The organism is Thermomonas sp. XSG, assembly GCF_014678725.1.
In the GTDB taxonomy this organism is placed as follows: Bacteria; Pseudomonadota; Gammaproteobacteria; order Xanthomonadales; family Xanthomonadaceae; genus Thermomonas.
This window is the reverse complement of the sequence record NZ_CP061497.1, coordinates 1795261-1808877: the sequence shown is the minus strand read 5'-3', so window position 1 is coordinate 1808877 and position 13617 is coordinate 1795261. Positions and strand designations below refer to the sequence as shown.

17 protein-coding genes are annotated in these 13617 nt (G+C 69.0%); 8 read left to right on the top strand and 9 right to left on the bottom strand.

The annotated features are described in order from the left end of the window. Positions 1 to 77: 77 nt before the first annotated feature. Together ICG51_RS08500 and prpF are read left to right on the top strand one after the other, a co-directional pair. On the top strand, positions 78 to 1514 hold the full coding sequence (locus ICG51_RS08500; RefSeq protein WP_190279962.1) for a bifunctional 2-methylcitrate dehydratase/aconitate hydratase: 1437 nt from the start codon (positions 78 to 80) through the stop codon (positions 1512 to 1514). A gap of 60 nt (positions 1515 to 1574) precedes the next feature. Then, positions 1575 to 2756: a 2-methylaconitate cis-trans isomerase PrpF gene (gene prpF, locus ICG51_RS08495; RefSeq protein ID WP_190279961.1), complete on the top strand. Its 1182-nt coding sequence runs from the start codon at positions 1575 to 1577 to the stop codon at positions 2754 to 2756. Between the two features lie 144 nt (positions 2757 to 2900). On the opposite strand, the gene ICG51_RS08490 is transcribed toward prpF, so the two are convergent. The 3 genes from ICG51_RS08490 to ICG51_RS08480 form a co-directional block, all read right to left on the bottom strand. Next, positions 2901 to 3521, bottom strand: coding sequence for a hypothetical protein (locus ICG51_RS08490; RefSeq protein ID WP_190279960.1), 621 nt, complete (start codon positions 3519 to 3521; stop codon positions 2901 to 2903). A gap of 100 nt (positions 3522 to 3621) precedes the next feature. Further along, on the bottom strand, positions 3622 to 4497 hold the full coding sequence (locus ICG51_RS08485; RefSeq protein ID WP_190279959.1) for an SDR family NAD(P)-dependent oxidoreductase: 876 nt from the start codon (positions 4495 to 4497) through the stop codon (positions 3622 to 3624). Continuing rightward, positions 4494 to 5252 carry an HAD family hydrolase gene (locus ICG51_RS08480; RefSeq protein WP_190279958.1) on the bottom strand — a complete coding sequence of 253 codons (759 nt, stop codon included), beginning with the start codon at positions 5250 to 5252 and terminating at the stop codon, positions 4494 to 4496. The genes ICG51_RS08485 and ICG51_RS08480 overlap by 4 nt, the downstream gene beginning before the upstream one ends. 65 nt (positions 5253 to 5317) lie before the next feature. Here ICG51_RS08480 and ICG51_RS08475 point away from each other — a divergent pair, with 65 nt between their 5' ends. Continuing rightward, on the top strand, positions 5318 to 5833 hold the full coding sequence (locus ICG51_RS08475) for an adenine phosphoribosyltransferase (RefSeq protein WP_190279957.1): 516 nt from the start codon (positions 5318 to 5320) through the stop codon (positions 5831 to 5833). A gap of 32 nt (positions 5834 to 5865) precedes the next feature. Here ICG51_RS08475 and ICG51_RS08470 read toward each other — a convergent pair whose 3' ends face one another. From ICG51_RS08470 to ICG51_RS08460, 3 genes are all read right to left on the bottom strand, one after another. Next, on the bottom strand, positions 5866 to 6276 hold the full coding sequence (locus ICG51_RS08470; RefSeq protein WP_190279956.1) for a hemerythrin domain-containing protein: 411 nt from the start codon (positions 6274 to 6276) through the stop codon (positions 5866 to 5868). A 114-nt stretch (positions 6277 to 6390) separates the two neighbouring features. Beyond that, positions 6391 to 6729: a zinc ribbon domain-containing protein YjdM gene (locus tag ICG51_RS08465; RefSeq protein ID WP_190279955.1), complete on the bottom strand. Its 339-nt coding sequence runs from the start codon at positions 6727 to 6729 to the stop codon at positions 6391 to 6393. Positions 6730 to 7169: 440 nt separating this feature from the next. Beyond that, positions 7170 to 7514 (bottom strand): EF-hand domain-containing protein, encoded by a 345-nt coding sequence (locus ICG51_RS08460; protein ID WP_190279954.1) that lies wholly within the window; start codon positions 7512 to 7514, stop codon positions 7170 to 7172. Between the two features lie 235 nt (positions 7515 to 7749). On the opposite strand from ICG51_RS08460, the gene ltaE reads away from it, so the two are divergent. Together ltaE and ICG51_RS08450 are read left to right on the top strand one after the other, a co-directional pair. Beyond that, entirely contained in the window at positions 7750 to 8769 is a 1020-nt protein-coding gene (gene ltaE, locus ICG51_RS08455) for a low-specificity L-threonine aldolase (protein WP_190279953.1), read from the top strand. Positions 8770 to 8865: 96 nt separating this feature from the next. After that, positions 8866 to 9438 (top strand): NADPH-dependent FMN reductase, encoded by a 573-nt coding sequence (locus ICG51_RS08450; protein ID WP_190279952.1) that lies wholly within the window; start codon positions 8866 to 8868, stop codon positions 9436 to 9438. A gap of 216 nt (positions 9439 to 9654) precedes the next feature. Here the strand turns inward: ICG51_RS08450 and ICG51_RS08445 are convergent, their stop codons facing one another. Further along, positions 9655 to 10194, bottom strand: coding sequence for a hypothetical protein (locus ICG51_RS08445; RefSeq protein WP_190279951.1), 540 nt, complete (start codon positions 10192 to 10194; stop codon positions 9655 to 9657). Positions 10195 to 10490: 296 nt separating this feature from the next. On the opposite strand from ICG51_RS08445, the gene ICG51_RS08440 reads away from it, so the two are divergent. Beyond that, entirely contained in the window at positions 10491 to 11048 is a 558-nt protein-coding gene (locus ICG51_RS08440) for a fasciclin domain-containing protein (RefSeq protein ID WP_190279950.1), read from the top strand. A 93-nt stretch (positions 11049 to 11141) separates the two neighbouring features. Here ICG51_RS08440 and ICG51_RS08435 read toward each other — a convergent pair whose 3' ends face one another. Together ICG51_RS08435 and ICG51_RS08430 are read right to left on the bottom strand one after the other, a co-directional pair. Continuing rightward, positions 11142 to 11336, bottom strand: a complete 195-nt coding sequence (locus ICG51_RS08435) for a CPXCG motif-containing cysteine-rich protein (protein ID WP_190279949.1) — start codon at positions 11334 to 11336, stop codon at positions 11142 to 11144. Positions 11337 to 11340: 4 nt separating this feature from the next. Further along, positions 11341 to 11883 carry a lipocalin family protein gene (locus tag ICG51_RS08430; RefSeq protein WP_190279948.1) on the bottom strand — a complete coding sequence of 181 codons (543 nt, stop codon included), beginning with the start codon at positions 11881 to 11883 and terminating at the stop codon, positions 11341 to 11343. 187 nt (positions 11884 to 12070) lie between these two features. Between ICG51_RS08430 and ICG51_RS08425 the strand changes: the two genes are divergently transcribed. Together ICG51_RS08425 and ICG51_RS08420 are read left to right on the top strand one after the other, a co-directional pair. Then, complete coding sequence (locus ICG51_RS08425; protein ID WP_190279947.1) at positions 12071 to 12961, top strand: endonuclease/exonuclease/phosphatase family protein; 891 nt, start codon at positions 12071 to 12073, stop codon at positions 12959 to 12961. 135 nt (positions 12962 to 13096) lie between these two features. After that, on the top strand, positions 13097 to 13600 hold the full coding sequence (locus ICG51_RS08420) for a lipocalin family protein (RefSeq protein WP_190279946.1): 504 nt from the start codon (positions 13097 to 13099) through the stop codon (positions 13598 to 13600). Positions 13601 to 13617 lie beyond the last annotated feature (17 nt).

The following is a 13617-nucleotide window of genomic DNA, read 5'->3' as shown; positions in this document are numbered from 1 at the left end:
CACCGGCTGCAGGCGCCCCATCACCGACGCCCGCGAAAGAGTACCATTACGGTACTTATTCAAACGGGAGTGCAGTCATGTCTTCGCCTGTGGCGTCTTCCCGAACCGAATGGGACCAGGTGCTGGTCGACATCGTCGACTACGTGCGCGACTTCCAACCGGTCTCCGACCTGGCCTGGCGCAGCGCCCGGCTGGTGCTGATCGACTCGCTGGGCTGCGCGCTGGAAGCGCTGGAACATCCCGCCTGCACCAGGCTGCTGGGCCCGCTGGTGCCCGGCGCGACGCTCGACAACGGCGCGCGCGTGCCCGGCACCAGCTTCCAGCTGGATCCCGTCAAGGCCGCGTTCGACATCGGCGCGGCGATCCGCTGGCTGGACTTCAACGACACCTGGCTGGCCGCCGAATGGGGCCACCCGTCCGACAACCTCGGCGCCATTCTCGCCGTGGCCGACTGGCGCAGCCGCGGCGGCGCGCCGCTGAGCATGCGCGAGGTGCTGGCCTGCGCGATCAAGGCACACGAGATCCAGGGCGTGATGGCGCTGAAGAACTCCTTCAACCAGGTCGGGCTGGACCACGTGGCGCTGGTGAAGCTGGCCTCGACGGCGGTGGTGTCGTCCCTGCTCGGGCTGGACCGCGCGCAGGCGCTGGCGGCGCTGTCGCAAGTGTTCGTGGATGGCCAGAGCCTGCGCACGTACCGGCACGCGCCCAATACCGGCTCGCGCAAGAGCTGGGCCGCCGGCGATGCCTGTTCGCGCGCGGTGCGGCTGGCGCTGATCGCGCAAACCGGCGAGATGGGCTATCCCGCCGCGCTCACCGCGCCGGCCTGGGGCTTCTACGACGTCAGCTTCCAGGGGCGTCCATTCCGCTTCGAGCGTGACTTCGGCAGCTACGTGATCGAAAACGTGCTGTTCAAGATCAGCTACCCGGCCGAATTCCACGCGCAGAGCGCGGTGGAGGCGGCGATGACCCTGCACCAGCAGTTGCGCGCGCTTGGCCGCAGCAGCGACGACATCGAAAAGATCGTCATCCGCACCCAGGCCGCGTGCATGCGCATCATCGACAAGCACGGCCCGCTGGACAATCCCGCCGACCGCGACCACTGCATCCAGTACATGGTCGCGGTGCCGCTGCTGTTCGGCCGCCTGACCGCTGCCGACTACGACGATGACGTCGCCGCCGACCCGCGCATCGACGCCCTGCGCGCGCGCATCGGCTGCGTGGAGGAACGAGACTTCACCGCCGACTATCACGATCCCGGCAAACGCAGCATTGCCAACGGCCTGACCGTCCACTTCAAGGACGGCAGCACGCTGGACGAGGTGCTGGTGGAATACCCCATCGGCCATCCGCGCCGCCGCGACGAGGGCCTGCCGCTGCTGGAGCAGAAATTCCGCCGCAACCTGGCCCGGCGTTTCGATGCGGGTCGCCAGCAGCGCATCCTCGAGGTGGCGCTGGACCAGGCGCGGCTGGAAGCCATGCCGGTGCGCGATTTCATGGACCTGCTGGCGGCCTGAACTCGCACCGACGCCGGCAAGGCGCGAAAATGGACACCCGCACCCACTGCAGGCTCCGCCATGTCATCGCTTCCGCAACTGCGCATCCCCGCCACCTACATGCGCGGTGGCACCTCCAAGGGCGTGTTCTTCAGGCGCGATGACCTGCCGGAAGCGGCGCGGGTGCCGGGCCCGGCGCGCGATGCGCTGCTGCTGCGGGTGATCGGCTCGCCCGACCCCTATGGCAAGCACACCGACGGGATGGGCGGGGCCACCTCGTCCACGTCCAAGACGGTGATCATCGCCGCCGCCAGCGTGCCCGACCACGACGTCGACTACCTGTACGGGCAGGTCAGCATCGACACCGCCTTCGTGGACTGGTCGGGCAACTGCGGCAACCTCAGCACCGCGGTCGGCCCGTTCGCGATCGCCAACGGCTTCATCCCTGCCGAGCGCATCCCGCAGGACGGCACCGTCACCGTGCGGGTGTGGCAGGCCAACATCGGCAAGACCATCCTGGTGCACGTGCCGGTACGCGGCGGGCAGGTGCAGGAAACCGGCGATTTCGAACTGGACGGCGTGACCTTTCCTGCCGCCGAGATCGTGCTGGAGTTTGTCGATCCTTCCGACGACGAAGCGGAAGGCGGCTCGATGTTCCCCACCGGCAATCTGATCGATGACCTCGACGTGCCGGGCGTGGGAACGCTCAAGGCAACGATGATCACCGCCGGCATACCCACCGTGTTCGTCAATGCCGCCGACATCGGCTTTGCCGGTACCGAGCTGCAGCCGGCGATCAACGAGGACAAGGCCGCGCTGGCGAAGCTGGAAGCAATCCGCGTGGCCGGCGCGCTGCGCATGGGGTTGATCCAGGCGCCGGAAGAAGCGGCCACCCGCCAGCACACGCCGAAGGTGGCGTTCGTTGCGCCGGCGCAGGACTACGTCGCATCCAGCGGCAAGCGCATCGAGGCCGGCAGCATCGACCTCAACGTGCGTGCGATGTCGATGGGCAAGCTGCACCACGCAATGATGGGCACCGCCTCGGTCGCCATCGCCACCGCGGCGGCAGTGCCGGGCACGCTGGTGAACATCGCCGCAGGCGGCGGCACCCGCGATGCCTTGAACTTCGGCCACCCCTCCGGCACGCTCAGGGTGGGCGCATCCGTCGATCAGGTCAACGGGCAGTGGGCGGTGACGCGCGCCGTGATGAGCCGCAGCGCGCGTGTGCTGATGGAAGGCTGGGTGCGGGTGCCGCAGGACTGACGGCACCCGCGAGACAGTCACGGAGCGCCGGCCGGTTGCTCCTGTAGCGAAATCAAGGAGGAGGCAGCGGCGTTCTGGCCGCTTGCCGGGGGATATTCGCTGCAGGGGCAGCCGGCCGGCGCAAGCGACTTGGCCGGCACCGCCTTAATGGTGATCGCGGCCCTTGCCCTTGCCGTTGCCATTGCCCTTGCCGTTGCCATTACCGCGTTCGTGCCCGCGATGACGGTCATCCACGCGATAGTGGGGCTTGGCGGGCTTGCCATGATGCTTGCCGCGGTCCGGATAGGCACGCCGCAGATCGGCGTCCAGCACGATCGGACGCGACCAGCGGTCGTAGGTCGGCACGAAGCCGCGCTTCAGCCGGTGGAACTCGGGCGACCCCGGCCTGATGCCCATCCGCTGCGCCACCACGCCCCAGCCCAGGCCGCGGTTGGCCTGCCACTGGTCGGCGACGTAGCGGCACGGGCGGTTGATGACCTGGGCGATGGCGCAGGCGTAGTACACGTCGCCGGGCGCCCAGCGGCGGTTGACCAGCAGGTCGGTCACGAGGTCACGCGGCGCGCCGTGGTAGCGCACCATCTCGTCGATGAAGGGATCGCGGTAGCTGTAGCCATACCGGTTGACGTCCGCCAGCTGCGTGTCCACCCAGACATCGCCGCTGCGCGGATTCCAGTTCAGGCTGAGGTTCTGCGCGCCCACGCTGCCGGCACCTGCCGCAAGCACCACGGCCAGCGTGAGCGAAGACATCAGACGAATGCGTCGCATGGGGAAACTCCTTTGCGATGCCGGTCGTGCCGGCGTGGTTCAAGTCTCTACCCTGGCGGTGAACGCGCTATGAAAACGCGCCAGCACGCGCCGGCGCCGTTCAGGAATCGCCGCCGAAGCCGGCCTTGTGCAGTTCGTGCCTGGCCTGGTCGAAACCCTGCGCCGGCACGAAGTCGCGATCACGACTGCTCAGCTCGACCCAGCGTTCGAGGATCGCCTCCGCGCTGGCCGCCTCCCCCAGATGGATACCCTGGGTCAGCGCGACATAGGCCAGTTCGAAGCCGCCGGCACCGGCACTGAGGATGGCGCGGTTGGGCGCGTTCTCGGCGACCAGCGCCAGCACCGCGGGACTGACCAGTTCCGGCTTGAACTGCGCCAGCTGGTCGGGCGGCAGGATCCCTTCCATCATCCGGGTGGCGCCGGTGGGCGCCAGGCAGTTGACCCGGATGTCGTGCTTGGCGCCTTCGATGCCGAGCGTCTGCATCAGCCCCACCAGCCCCATCTTGGCTGCCGCGTAGTTGGCCTGACCGAAATTGCCGTACAACCCGCTGCACGAGGTGGTCATCACGATGCGGCCGTAATTGCGTTCGCGCATCGCGTTCCACACCGCCTTGGTGCAGTTGGCCGCCCCCATCAGGTGCACTTCCAGCACCAGCCGGAAATCGGCCAGTTCCATCTTGGCGAAACTCTTGTCGCGCAGGATGCCGGCGTTGTTGACCAGGATGTCGATGCCGCCCCAGTCGGCCAGCACCGCATCCGCCATCGCCTGCACCGCCTCGGCATCGACCACCGAACACTTCGCCGCGCGCGCCTGTCCGCCGGCGGCGCGGATTTCCTCCACCACCGCGTCGGCGCCATCGCCAAGATCGTTCACCACCACCTTCGCCCCGCGCTGCGCCAGCAGCAGCGCATGCGCGCGCCCCAGGCCGCCGCCCGCACCGGTCACGATGGCGGTGCGGCCAGTCAAATCGATCATGCATCCACTCCCTTGGTTTGTTCTCCCGTCGACGCCAGCGCGTCGAGCTCCGTCACAGCCTGCGCCAGCCGGTCGATGGCGGCGACTTCACGCATCCGCACGCGCCCGGGGATGGGCGGTACTTCGGCCTCATGCACCCAGGTCCGATGATAGGGCACGTGCACGCCCCAACCGCCCAGCTCCAGTACCGGCGCGATGTCCGAGCGCAGCGAATTGCCCACCATCAGGAAGTTGCGCGCGGGCACGCCGAACTCCTCCAGCAGCCGCGCATAGGTGGCCGGGTCCTTCTCGCTGACGATCTCGATGCGCCGGAACAGGTCGGCCAGGCCCGACTGCCGGACCTTGGCTTCCTGGTGGAACAGGTCGCCCTTGGTGATCAGCACCACCGGATGCCGCGCCGCCACCGCTTCCACCGCTTCGCGCACGCCGTCCAGCAGCTCCACCGGATGCCGCAGCAGCTCCTTGGCCAGCGCGACGATGCGCTTGATGTCGGTGGCGGCGATGCGCTCGTCGGTGATCTCCACCGCGGCCTCCACCATCGACAGCGCCATGCCTTTCACGCCGTAGCCGAAGAACGCGATGTTGCGCGCCTCGTACCCGTACAGGCGGCGGCCCACGTCGGCCAGGTCGACGTAGCGGGAGATGATCCGTTCGAACTGCGCCTGCGCTTCGTCGAAATAGTCCTGGCTCCGCCAGAGGGTGTCGTCGGCGTCGAAGCCGACCAGGGCGATGCCGCCGCGGGATGCGTTTTCCATCGCGGCATTCTACGGACCCGCCAAGGCATGCAGAATGACGCACCTCCCGTTTCCGCATCCATGCCATGACCGACTGGACCCGCCTGATCCGCGACATCCACGACTTCCCCCGCCCCGGCGTGCTGTTCAAGGACATCATGCCGATGCTGGCCGATGCCGATGCCTTCGCCGCGGTGATCGACGCGCTGGCCGCGCCCTGGCGCGACGTGCCCATCGATGCGGTGATGGCGATCGAGTCGCGTGGCTTCCTGTTCGGTGCGCCGCTGGCACGCGCCCTTGGCACCGGGCTGGTGCCGCTGCGCAAGCCGGGCAAGCTGCCCGGTCCGGTGCTGGAGGCCAGCTATGCGCTGGAGTACGGGCAGGACACGCTGCAGGTACAGGCCGGCGTGGTGGCGGCGGGCGCACGCGTGCTGCTGGTGGATGACGTGCTGGCCACCGGTGGCACGCTGCTGGCCGCACGGGAACTGGCGCTGCAGCTGCAGGTCGAGATCGTCGGCGCCAGCGTGATGATGGAACTGACCGCGCTGGGCGGACGCACGCGCTGGGACGGCACGCCGCTTCGGGCCGCACTGGCGGTGTGATGCGCGCGGCCTGACTGCGCTGTGCGTGGCACTCAGACCGCTTCGGCGGCCGGGTAGAGTTCGACGCTCTCGCGCTGCAGGCGGTCGAACAGCGCGCGCAGCACGGTATTGGCATCGCGGCGGAAGCCATCCGGGTCCGCCACCAGCCGCGACGGTACCCGCCACTGCGCGACGAACGCCGCGAAGGCGCTGGCGATGCCCTGCATCTCGCCGCGGTAGCGCGCGCTCATTGCCGCCACCTGTGCGTCGCCCGAACGCGCCAGCGCGGGGTACAGCACGCGGTCTTCCGCCGCCAGGTGGAATTTGATGTGGCTGGCGGTGCCGGTGATGATCTCGCTGATCCGCACCGCGTTCTCGCGCACGCCGGCGCGCGACAGCTCGCGCAGGGTGTCGATCTGGTGGAAGATCTGCGTGTGGTCGTGGTAGTAGCGCTGGATGTCCATCTGCGTTGCCTCGGCTCAATCAGTACCTTTCCGGTACCGATTATCCGATGCGGACAACGCGGGCTGGCGGCGAATGGGGCTGCGCCTGACCCAGGTCAATCCCGCGGCTGCGGCTCAGGCCTTCTTCACGAACTCCGACTTCAGGCCCATCTGGCCGATGCCGTCGATCTTGCAGTCGATGTCGTGGTCGCCATCGACCAGGCGGATGTTGCGCACCTTGGTGCCCACCTTCACCACCAGCGACGAACCCTTCACCTTCAGGTCCTTGATGACGGTGACGGTGTCGCCATCGGCAAGCACATTGCCGACCGCGTCCTTGATCACCTTGGCCTCGTCACCAGCCTCGATCTCGCCGGGCACCCACTCGTGCCCGCACTCCGGGCACACCAGCTGCGCGCCGTCCTGGTAGCTGTATTCGGAATTGCACTTCGGGCAGGGCGGCAGCGTGGTCATGGGGCAGGTTCGATAGCGGCGGAGCACACGATTTTACGCCGCGGCGCAGGCGCTCCGGCCGGATGCGAATGGTTCCACGCACGTGATGTCTGGTGCATCAGCCGTGGCACCACGACTGCACATCTGCTTCCCACCGAAGCGACACCACACGCAGGCAGCGGGCCAGCCTCGCCTCGCAACCAAGCGAGTATCGGGGAGTGATTTGCGAGGCCGAGGCTGGCCCACTGCCTTCGCAGAGCGTCCAATGCGAATTGCATTCGCGATCGGATCCCGAACGCGCAAAAACGAAGGGCGGCTTGCGCCGCCCTCCGTGCCACAACCGCGTCCTGCCCGACGCATCCGTGCGTGCGTTCTTGTTGTTCCTGGTGTGCCGTGCAGCGCCGTGGGGGAAGCGTGCCGGCGGACGATCAGGACGCGCCGTTGCCTGTTGCCAAGCAGGGTTACTGCTTGGGCACATCCTTGTTGCCATTGCTGGACAGCCAGGCCCGGTACTCCTCCTGGGTCAGCTCGCCATTGCCGTCGGCATCGGCCTGCGCGAACGCCTTGGCCAGGCTCTGCAGCGCAGCAGCCTCGCCGACGTTGAGGCTGCCGTTGCCATCGGCATCCAGCTCGCTCCAGCCCTTCTTCGCCGGCTCGGCGTCCTGCGCGGACTGCGCCGGTGCCTGGGTTGTCTCCTGCGGCGGCGCCTGCTGCGCCTTCGCGTCCTGGGCGAATGCCGCCGGTGCGGCAAAGGCCGCGACCAGCGCGGTGGACAACAGCAGGGAGATCCTGGACGTGTGCATCATGCGTATTTCCTCGTTCTGCGGGGGATCAAAACGGACGGGTTGCCGCGGCATTCCTGCAGCCGCCACGCCACCTTACGGGCGCGGTCTGAACGCATTCCTGCGCGGAACCTGAATCTCCACGCCGGCTTAACCACGCCATCGCCGAAGCGGTCTAGCCGACACCCGCCGGTTTTGCTTCTACGATGGAGACCCATGCGATCCCGCGATCGCCACCCACCGCGGTAAAGGAATGCACATGAAGGTGATCGACCTGCGCAGCGATACGGTGACCAGGCCCGGCGAGGCGATGCGCGATGCGATGTACGCCGCATCGGTGGGCGACGATGTCTACGGCGAAGACCCCACGGTCAACGCCCTGCAGCGGCGACTGGCCGACGACCTGGGGTTCGAGGCGGGGCTGTTCGTACCCAGCGGCACCCAGTCGAACCTGCTGGCCCTGCTGGCGCACTGCGAACGCGGCGACGAGTACCTCGTCGGCATGGACGCGCATACCTACAAGTTCGAGGGCGGCGGCGCCGCGGTGCTGGGCTCGATCCAGCCACAGCCCATCGTGCAGGCGGAGGATGGCAGCCTGCCGCTGGACCGCGTGGCCGCGGCGATCAAGCCGGTGGACCCGCACTTCGCCCGCACCCGCCTGCTGGCGCTGGAGAACACCTGGCACGGCCGTACCCTGCCGCTGGACTACCTGCGAGAGGCCGGCGAGCTGGCCCGCGCGCATGGCCTGGGCTACCACCTCGACGGTGCGCGCCTGTTCAATGCGGCGGTCGCCTGCAGCGTGCCGGCGCGGGAGATCGCGCGGCATTTCGACAGCGTGTCGGTGTGCCTGTCGAAGGGTCTGGGCGCGCCGGTGGGTTCGGTGCTGGTCGGCACGCAGGCGCTGATCGACAAGGCGCGGCGCTGGCGCAAGGTCTGCGGCGGCGGCTGGCGCCAGGCCGGCATGCTGGCGGCGGCCTGCCTGCACGCACTGGACCACCACGTCGAACGCCTTGCGGACGACCACGCGCGCGCCGCCCGGCTGGCCAACGCGCTCGGCGCCATCAGCGGCATCACCCTGCTGGGCCAGCACACCAACATGGTCTTCATCGACGTGCCGGCAGAGCGCCTGCGCGCGCTCGACGTCCACCTGCGCGAGGCCGGCATCCGCATCAGCATCGGCTACCTGCCGACCCTGCGGCTGGTCACCCACCTCGACGTGGACGACGATGACATCGGCCGCACCGTGGAGGCATTCGCGGCGTTCTTCGGCGCGCACTGAGCGCCGTCGGCGCAGCGCCAGGCCCGGCCGGCGCCATGACCGGCGCGTAACGGACCGGGTGCCAACGTGCGCACTCCGTCCCGCGGGAGTGGTGCGATGAAGACGTACAAGGTCGGTTACCTGATCGGCAGCCTGGCGAAGGCATCGATCAACCGCAAGCTGGCGAAGGCGCTGGTGAAGCTGGCGCCGCCGGAACTGGTGCTGCAGGAGATCGCCATCGGCGAGCTGCCGCTGTACAGCTACGACTATGACGCCGACTACCCGGAGGTGGCGCGCCGCTTCAAGCGGGCGCTCGCCGAGGTGGACGCGGTGCTGTTCGTCACCCCGGAATACAACCGTTCGATCCCGGGCGCGCTGAAGAACGCGATCGACTGGGCCAGCCGGCCGTGGGGGGAGAACTCGTTCAGGCGCAAGCCTTCCGGCGTAGTGGGCACCTCGCCCGGCTCCATCGGCACCGCGGTGGCGCAGCAGCAGTTGCGCGGGGTGCTGTGCTTCTGCAATTCGCCGCTGATGAACACCATGGAAGCCTATATCCAGTTCACCCCCGACCTGATCGATGACGACGGCAACGTGAGCAACGCGGGCACCGCCGATTTCCTGCGCAAGTACATGCAGGAATATGCGGCGTTCGTGGAGCGCGTACTCACCGTGCTGCCGCGCGAAGACTGAACCATCTGGCGTGGAACGGGGGCGGGCGCCCCGGTCACCAGTTGGCCGGGGCGCCCGTTATGCGCGACCCGGGTACCCAAGCGGTACATGCGTACGGGTAGATGCGTCCCGGAAAGAAGACGGAGCAGGCCGGGGAGCCACCGGCCCGCTCCATTGTTTGCGGCAGCTGTCCGGCGCGTGCCTGCGCCTGCAACACCGGACAGACCGCCGCCCAACTCAGTGCTTGTCGGCCTTGGCGCCGGCGTTGGCGGCCCACCAGGTCTTGTACTCCTCGCCGGTCAACTCGCCGTTGCCGTCGGCATCGGCCTGACCAAACACCTTGGCCAGGCTGTCCAAGGACGCCGCTTCAGACACGCTGAGGCTGCCGTTGCCGTCGGTGTCCAGCGCCTTCCAGTCCTTCTTGCCTTCCTTTCCATTGGCTTCGTTCGCCGCCGGCTGGGCGGGCGTTGCCGGCGTGGCCGGTTCGGCACGCCGGGTCTGGCCATCCTCGGACTGCGAGGCCGGCACCGCGGGGGTGGCAGGGGTCGCCGGCACCGCCGGCGTGGCCTTCTGCTGCGGCTCCGCGCGCTGCATGCCACGCATTTCCCTACCGGCCGAGGCCTGCGCCGGCATCTGGGTGGGAACACGCGCGGCGGCTGAAGCATTCACGCCGGCGCCGGCACCGACGCCATGGCTCTGGGCGAATACGGCCGGCGACGCCAGCGCGAACGCGGCGGCGAGCGGGAACAGCAGATTGGTCTTGTTGTGCTTGCTCATGATGCAGTCCTCTGTTTTGCGGGGGATCAAAACGGATCGATGCCGAAGCGCCTGGCGCGACGGACATGCCCCACCTTACGCAGGCACGCTGAATACCTCCGGCCATGCAAGATGAACGTCGACAGCGGCTTAACCCAAGCCGGCCGCAAGCGCGCTAAGCGCGCCACCGCGACGTTTGCGGCCGTTGCACCACGCCTGCTGCATCCATCCGCGCGCACCCCGCGTATCAGGGCCTGCAACGCATCCGCGCCTGCGGCCTGCGGCCTGCATTCCCCCAACCCCCCTGGAGAACCCCGATGAAGTCGACCCTGCCTTTTGCCGTTGCCGGCGCGCTGGCGCTGGCCCTCTGCAGCGCCCCCGGTCATACCGCGTCGCCCGTTGCCGCCAGCGGTGACGCGAAGGCCAGTACGGACATCGTGGCCGCCGCTGTTGCCACCCCCAGCCTGAGCACGCTGGTGGCCGCGGTGAAGGCCGCGGACCTGGTCGGCACGCTGCAGGGCGCCGGTCCGTTCACCGTGTTCGCGCCCACCAACGACGCCTTCGGCAAATTGCCCGCCGGTGCGGTGGAAGGACTGCTGAAGCCGGAGGCCAAGTCCGCGCTGGCCGGCGTGCTGACCTACCACGTGGTGGCCGGCAACGTGGATGCCGCGGCACTGGCGAAGCAGATCCAGGCCAACGGCGGCAGCGCCACCCTCACCACCGTGCAGGGCGGCACCCTCACCGCCAGCGCCGACGGCAAGGGTGGCATCGTGCTGACCGATGCCAAGGGCGGCAGCGCGCGCGTGGTCGCGGCCGACCTGCGCCAGCGCAATGGCGTTGTGCACGTCATCGACGGCGTGCTGATGCCGCAGTAATCCGGGCTTCCACCGGCAATCCCCGGGCGGCTTCGGCCGCCCTTTTTTTCGCTTGTTTCGCAACACCATCCAGGTGACCGACGCCGGTGGTGCTCAAGCGTCGTCCTGCGCATATCCCGCGACAGAGGTGGCACCGTTGTCATCCACCTCCAGCACCACCATGATCGGCCGGCAGCAGACCGGGCAGTCCTCGATGTAGCGCTGGCTACCGGCGCTGGCATCCAGCGCCAGGGTGATCGGCTCGCCGCAGCAGGGGCATTCGATGTCCCGGAACTCCAGCAGGGCCATCACCTCACTCCACCGTGCGTCCCGCCTGGATCAGGCGCTCGACCGGATAACCACGCTGCGCCGCACGCGCGCGGATCGCGTCGAACTGCGCGCGCGGCATCACCGGCGTGCGCGACAGGATCCACAGGTACTTGCGCGATGGCCCACCCACCACCGCCCAGCGGTAGTCGGGGTCCAGCTCGACCACCCAGTAGTCGGCCCAGACCATCGGCAACCAGCCCAGCCACGCCGGCGCGAAGCGTACCTGCAGCTGCCCCGGCTGCCCGGCCACCGGCCGCGCGATGGCCTCCGACACCAGCCGCTTGCCGTCGCGCCGCTCGCAGGCGTTGCGCACCGCCATCCTGCCGTCCGGCTGCGGCGTGTAGGTCGCGGTGATCGCAGCCGTGCAGTTGCGCTGGAAGAACATCGGCAGGTGCGCGATCTCGTGCCACTGGCCGGCGTAGCGCTGCAGGTCCAGCGCCGGCACCGCCGCATTCGGCAGCGGCGCTTCCTGTGCGCAGGCAAGCCCGGTGGCCAGCAGCAGGGGCAACAACAGGGAACGCGGCATGGCGGCATCTCGGATTGGGGAGGAAGGGATTGTCCGCGGCGGCGCGGCAGGTCCAGGTGAACGGCGCGGCCGCGGCGTCCTTGCACGCCAGGCTACGCGCCAACCGCCCCGACCCGATGCAGGCGGTGCGCGCCACACGGTGCGCATTGCGATGGAGCGAATCTGACGCGCATGGTCTACTACGCGGATGACACGCCCCGCCCTGATCATCGCCCTCTGCCTGCTTGCCGGCGCCTGCACCGCCCCGCGCGAGCGCCCCGCCACTCCTGCCGCCACACTCACCCTGGCGAGCTGGAACATGGAACACCTGGCCGAGCGCAACGGCAGCGGCTGCCGCCCGCGCAGCGATGCCGACTACGCGGCGATGCGCGCCTATGCCGAGGCGCTGGATGCGGACGTGATCGCGTTCCAGGAAGTGGAATCGCGCGCCGCCGCCGAGCGTGTGTTCGACCCGGCGCGCTACACCATCGAAATCGAACAGCGCGTGGGCAGCGGCCGCAAAGGCGAATGCGGCGGCCAGCCCGGCCTGACCATCAACCCGCAGCGCACCGGCTTCGCCATCCGCAAGGGCGTGGTCTTCGAGCGCCAGCCCGACCTCACCGACCTGCAACTCGGCAATCCCGACCTGCGCTCCGGCGTGGACCTGGTGGTGCGGCCGGCGGGCGCCGCGCCGATCCGGCTGCTGTCGGTGCACCTGAAGGCCGGGTGCAACAGCGGCGACCAGCGGGAGGCTTGCCCGGTGCTGTTCCAGCAGGTGCCGGTGGTGGAACGCTGGATCGACCAGCGCGCCAGCGAGCGCCTGCGCTTCGCGGTGCTGGGCGACTTCAACCGTCGCCTTGCGTTGCCCGGCGACGCGGTGTGGGCGGACTGGGACGATGCCAGCCCTGCCAACGCCGATCTCGCGCGCGCCTCCGGCGACCAGGGCGCGCGCTGCAACCCGCGCTATCGCGACTTCATCGACTACATCGTGCTGGACCGCCGCGCCAGCGGCGGCCTCGTCCGGTTCGAGGAAAAGACCTACGCCGGTCCCGCGCTCAGCGACCACTGCGCGATCACCGCGCAGCTGCAGGCGCACTGAGCCGCAGACCGGCGCAACAAGGGTTGCGACGCGCGCGGCGGCAGGCGCCGGTCGACGCCGTGCGCGCCGCCCTCTTCACGTGATGCCCGCCTGCGCGCGGCCATGCTCCGGCTTCCCCCAACGCCGGACACCCGCATGACGCCTACCCCGAGCACCCAGACCTTCGTCGACCTGCAACGCTACCTGGGCAACTGGTACGAGATCGCGCGCAAGCCGATGCGCCACGAGGACGCCACCGCCCGTGACGTCACCGCCACCTACTCGCTGGATGAAACCGGCGCGGTGTGCGTGATCAACGCCTGCATCAACGCGGAGGGCGAAGTGGAAGTGTCGACGGGCCTGGCCACGCCCACCGATGCCAGCAATGCGCGGCTGGAAGTGAGCTTCCTGCCGGAGGGCCTGCGCTGGATCCCGTTCGCCAAGGGCGACTACTGGATCCTGCGCGTGGATGCCGACTACCAGACCGCGCTGGTCGGCGACCCGGACCGCAAGTACCTGTGGCTGCTGCACCGCCAGCCGAAGATGGACGACGCCACCAAGGCAGCCTGGCTGGACGTCGCGCGGGCGCAGGGCTACACGCTGGACGACCTGATCTACCCGCAGCAGAGCGGGCAGGTGCACCTGGAGGCCGGTCGCTGAGGCATGCGTGCGGACCC

Excerpts from the sequence above, each read along its gene's own strand:
- ICG51_RS08500 (WP_190279962.1), top strand. The coding sequence starts at position 78 with ATGTCTTCGCCTGTGGCGTCTTCCCGAACCGAATGGGACCAGGTGCTG.
- prpF (WP_190279961.1), top strand. The coding sequence starts at position 1,575 with ATGTCATCGCTTCCGCAACTGCGCATCCCCGCCACCTACATGCGCGGT.
- ICG51_RS08490 (WP_190279960.1), bottom strand. The coding sequence starts at position 3,521 with ATGCGACGCATTCGTCTGATGTCTTCGCTCACGCTGGCCGTGGTGCTT.
- ICG51_RS08485 (WP_190279959.1), bottom strand. The coding sequence starts at position 4,497 with ATGATCGATTTGACTGGCCGCACCGCCATCGTGACCGGTGCGGGCGGC.
- ICG51_RS08480 (WP_190279958.1), bottom strand. The coding sequence starts at position 5,252 with ATGGAAAACGCATCCCGCGGCGGCATCGCCCTGGTCGGCTTCGACGCC.
- ICG51_RS08475 (WP_190279957.1), top strand. The coding sequence starts at position 5,318 with ATGACCGACTGGACCCGCCTGATCCGCGACATCCACGACTTCCCCCGC.
- ICG51_RS08470 (WP_190279956.1), bottom strand. The coding sequence starts at position 6,276 with ATGGACATCCAGCGCTACTACCACGACCACACGCAGATCTTCCACCAG.
- ICG51_RS08465 (WP_190279955.1), bottom strand. The coding sequence starts at position 6,729 with ATGACCACGCTGCCGCCCTGCCCGAAGTGCAATTCCGAATACAGCTAC.
- ICG51_RS08460 (WP_190279954.1), bottom strand. The coding sequence starts at position 7,514 with ATGATGCACACGTCCAGGATCTCCCTGCTGTTGTCCACCGCGCTGGTC.
- ltaE (WP_190279953.1), top strand. The coding sequence starts at position 7,750 with ATGAAGGTGATCGACCTGCGCAGCGATACGGTGACCAGGCCCGGCGAG.
- ICG51_RS08450 (WP_190279952.1), top strand. The coding sequence starts at position 8,866 with ATGAAGACGTACAAGGTCGGTTACCTGATCGGCAGCCTGGCGAAGGCA.
- ICG51_RS08445 (WP_190279951.1), bottom strand. The coding sequence starts at position 10,194 with ATGAGCAAGCACAACAAGACCAATCTGCTGTTCCCGCTCGCCGCCGCG.
- ICG51_RS08440 (WP_190279950.1), top strand. The coding sequence starts at position 10,491 with ATGAAGTCGACCCTGCCTTTTGCCGTTGCCGGCGCGCTGGCGCTGGCC.
- ICG51_RS08435 (WP_190279949.1), bottom strand. The coding sequence starts at position 11,336 with ATGGCCCTGCTGGAGTTCCGGGACATCGAATGCCCCTGCTGCGGCGAG.
- ICG51_RS08430 (WP_190279948.1), bottom strand. The coding sequence starts at position 11,883 with ATGCCGCGTTCCCTGTTGTTGCCCCTGCTGCTGGCCACCGGGCTTGCC.
- ICG51_RS08425 (WP_190279947.1), top strand. The coding sequence starts at position 12,071 with ATGACACGCCCCGCCCTGATCATCGCCCTCTGCCTGCTTGCCGGCGCC.
- ICG51_RS08420 (WP_190279946.1), top strand. The coding sequence starts at position 13,097 with ATGACGCCTACCCCGAGCACCCAGACCTTCGTCGACCTGCAACGCTAC.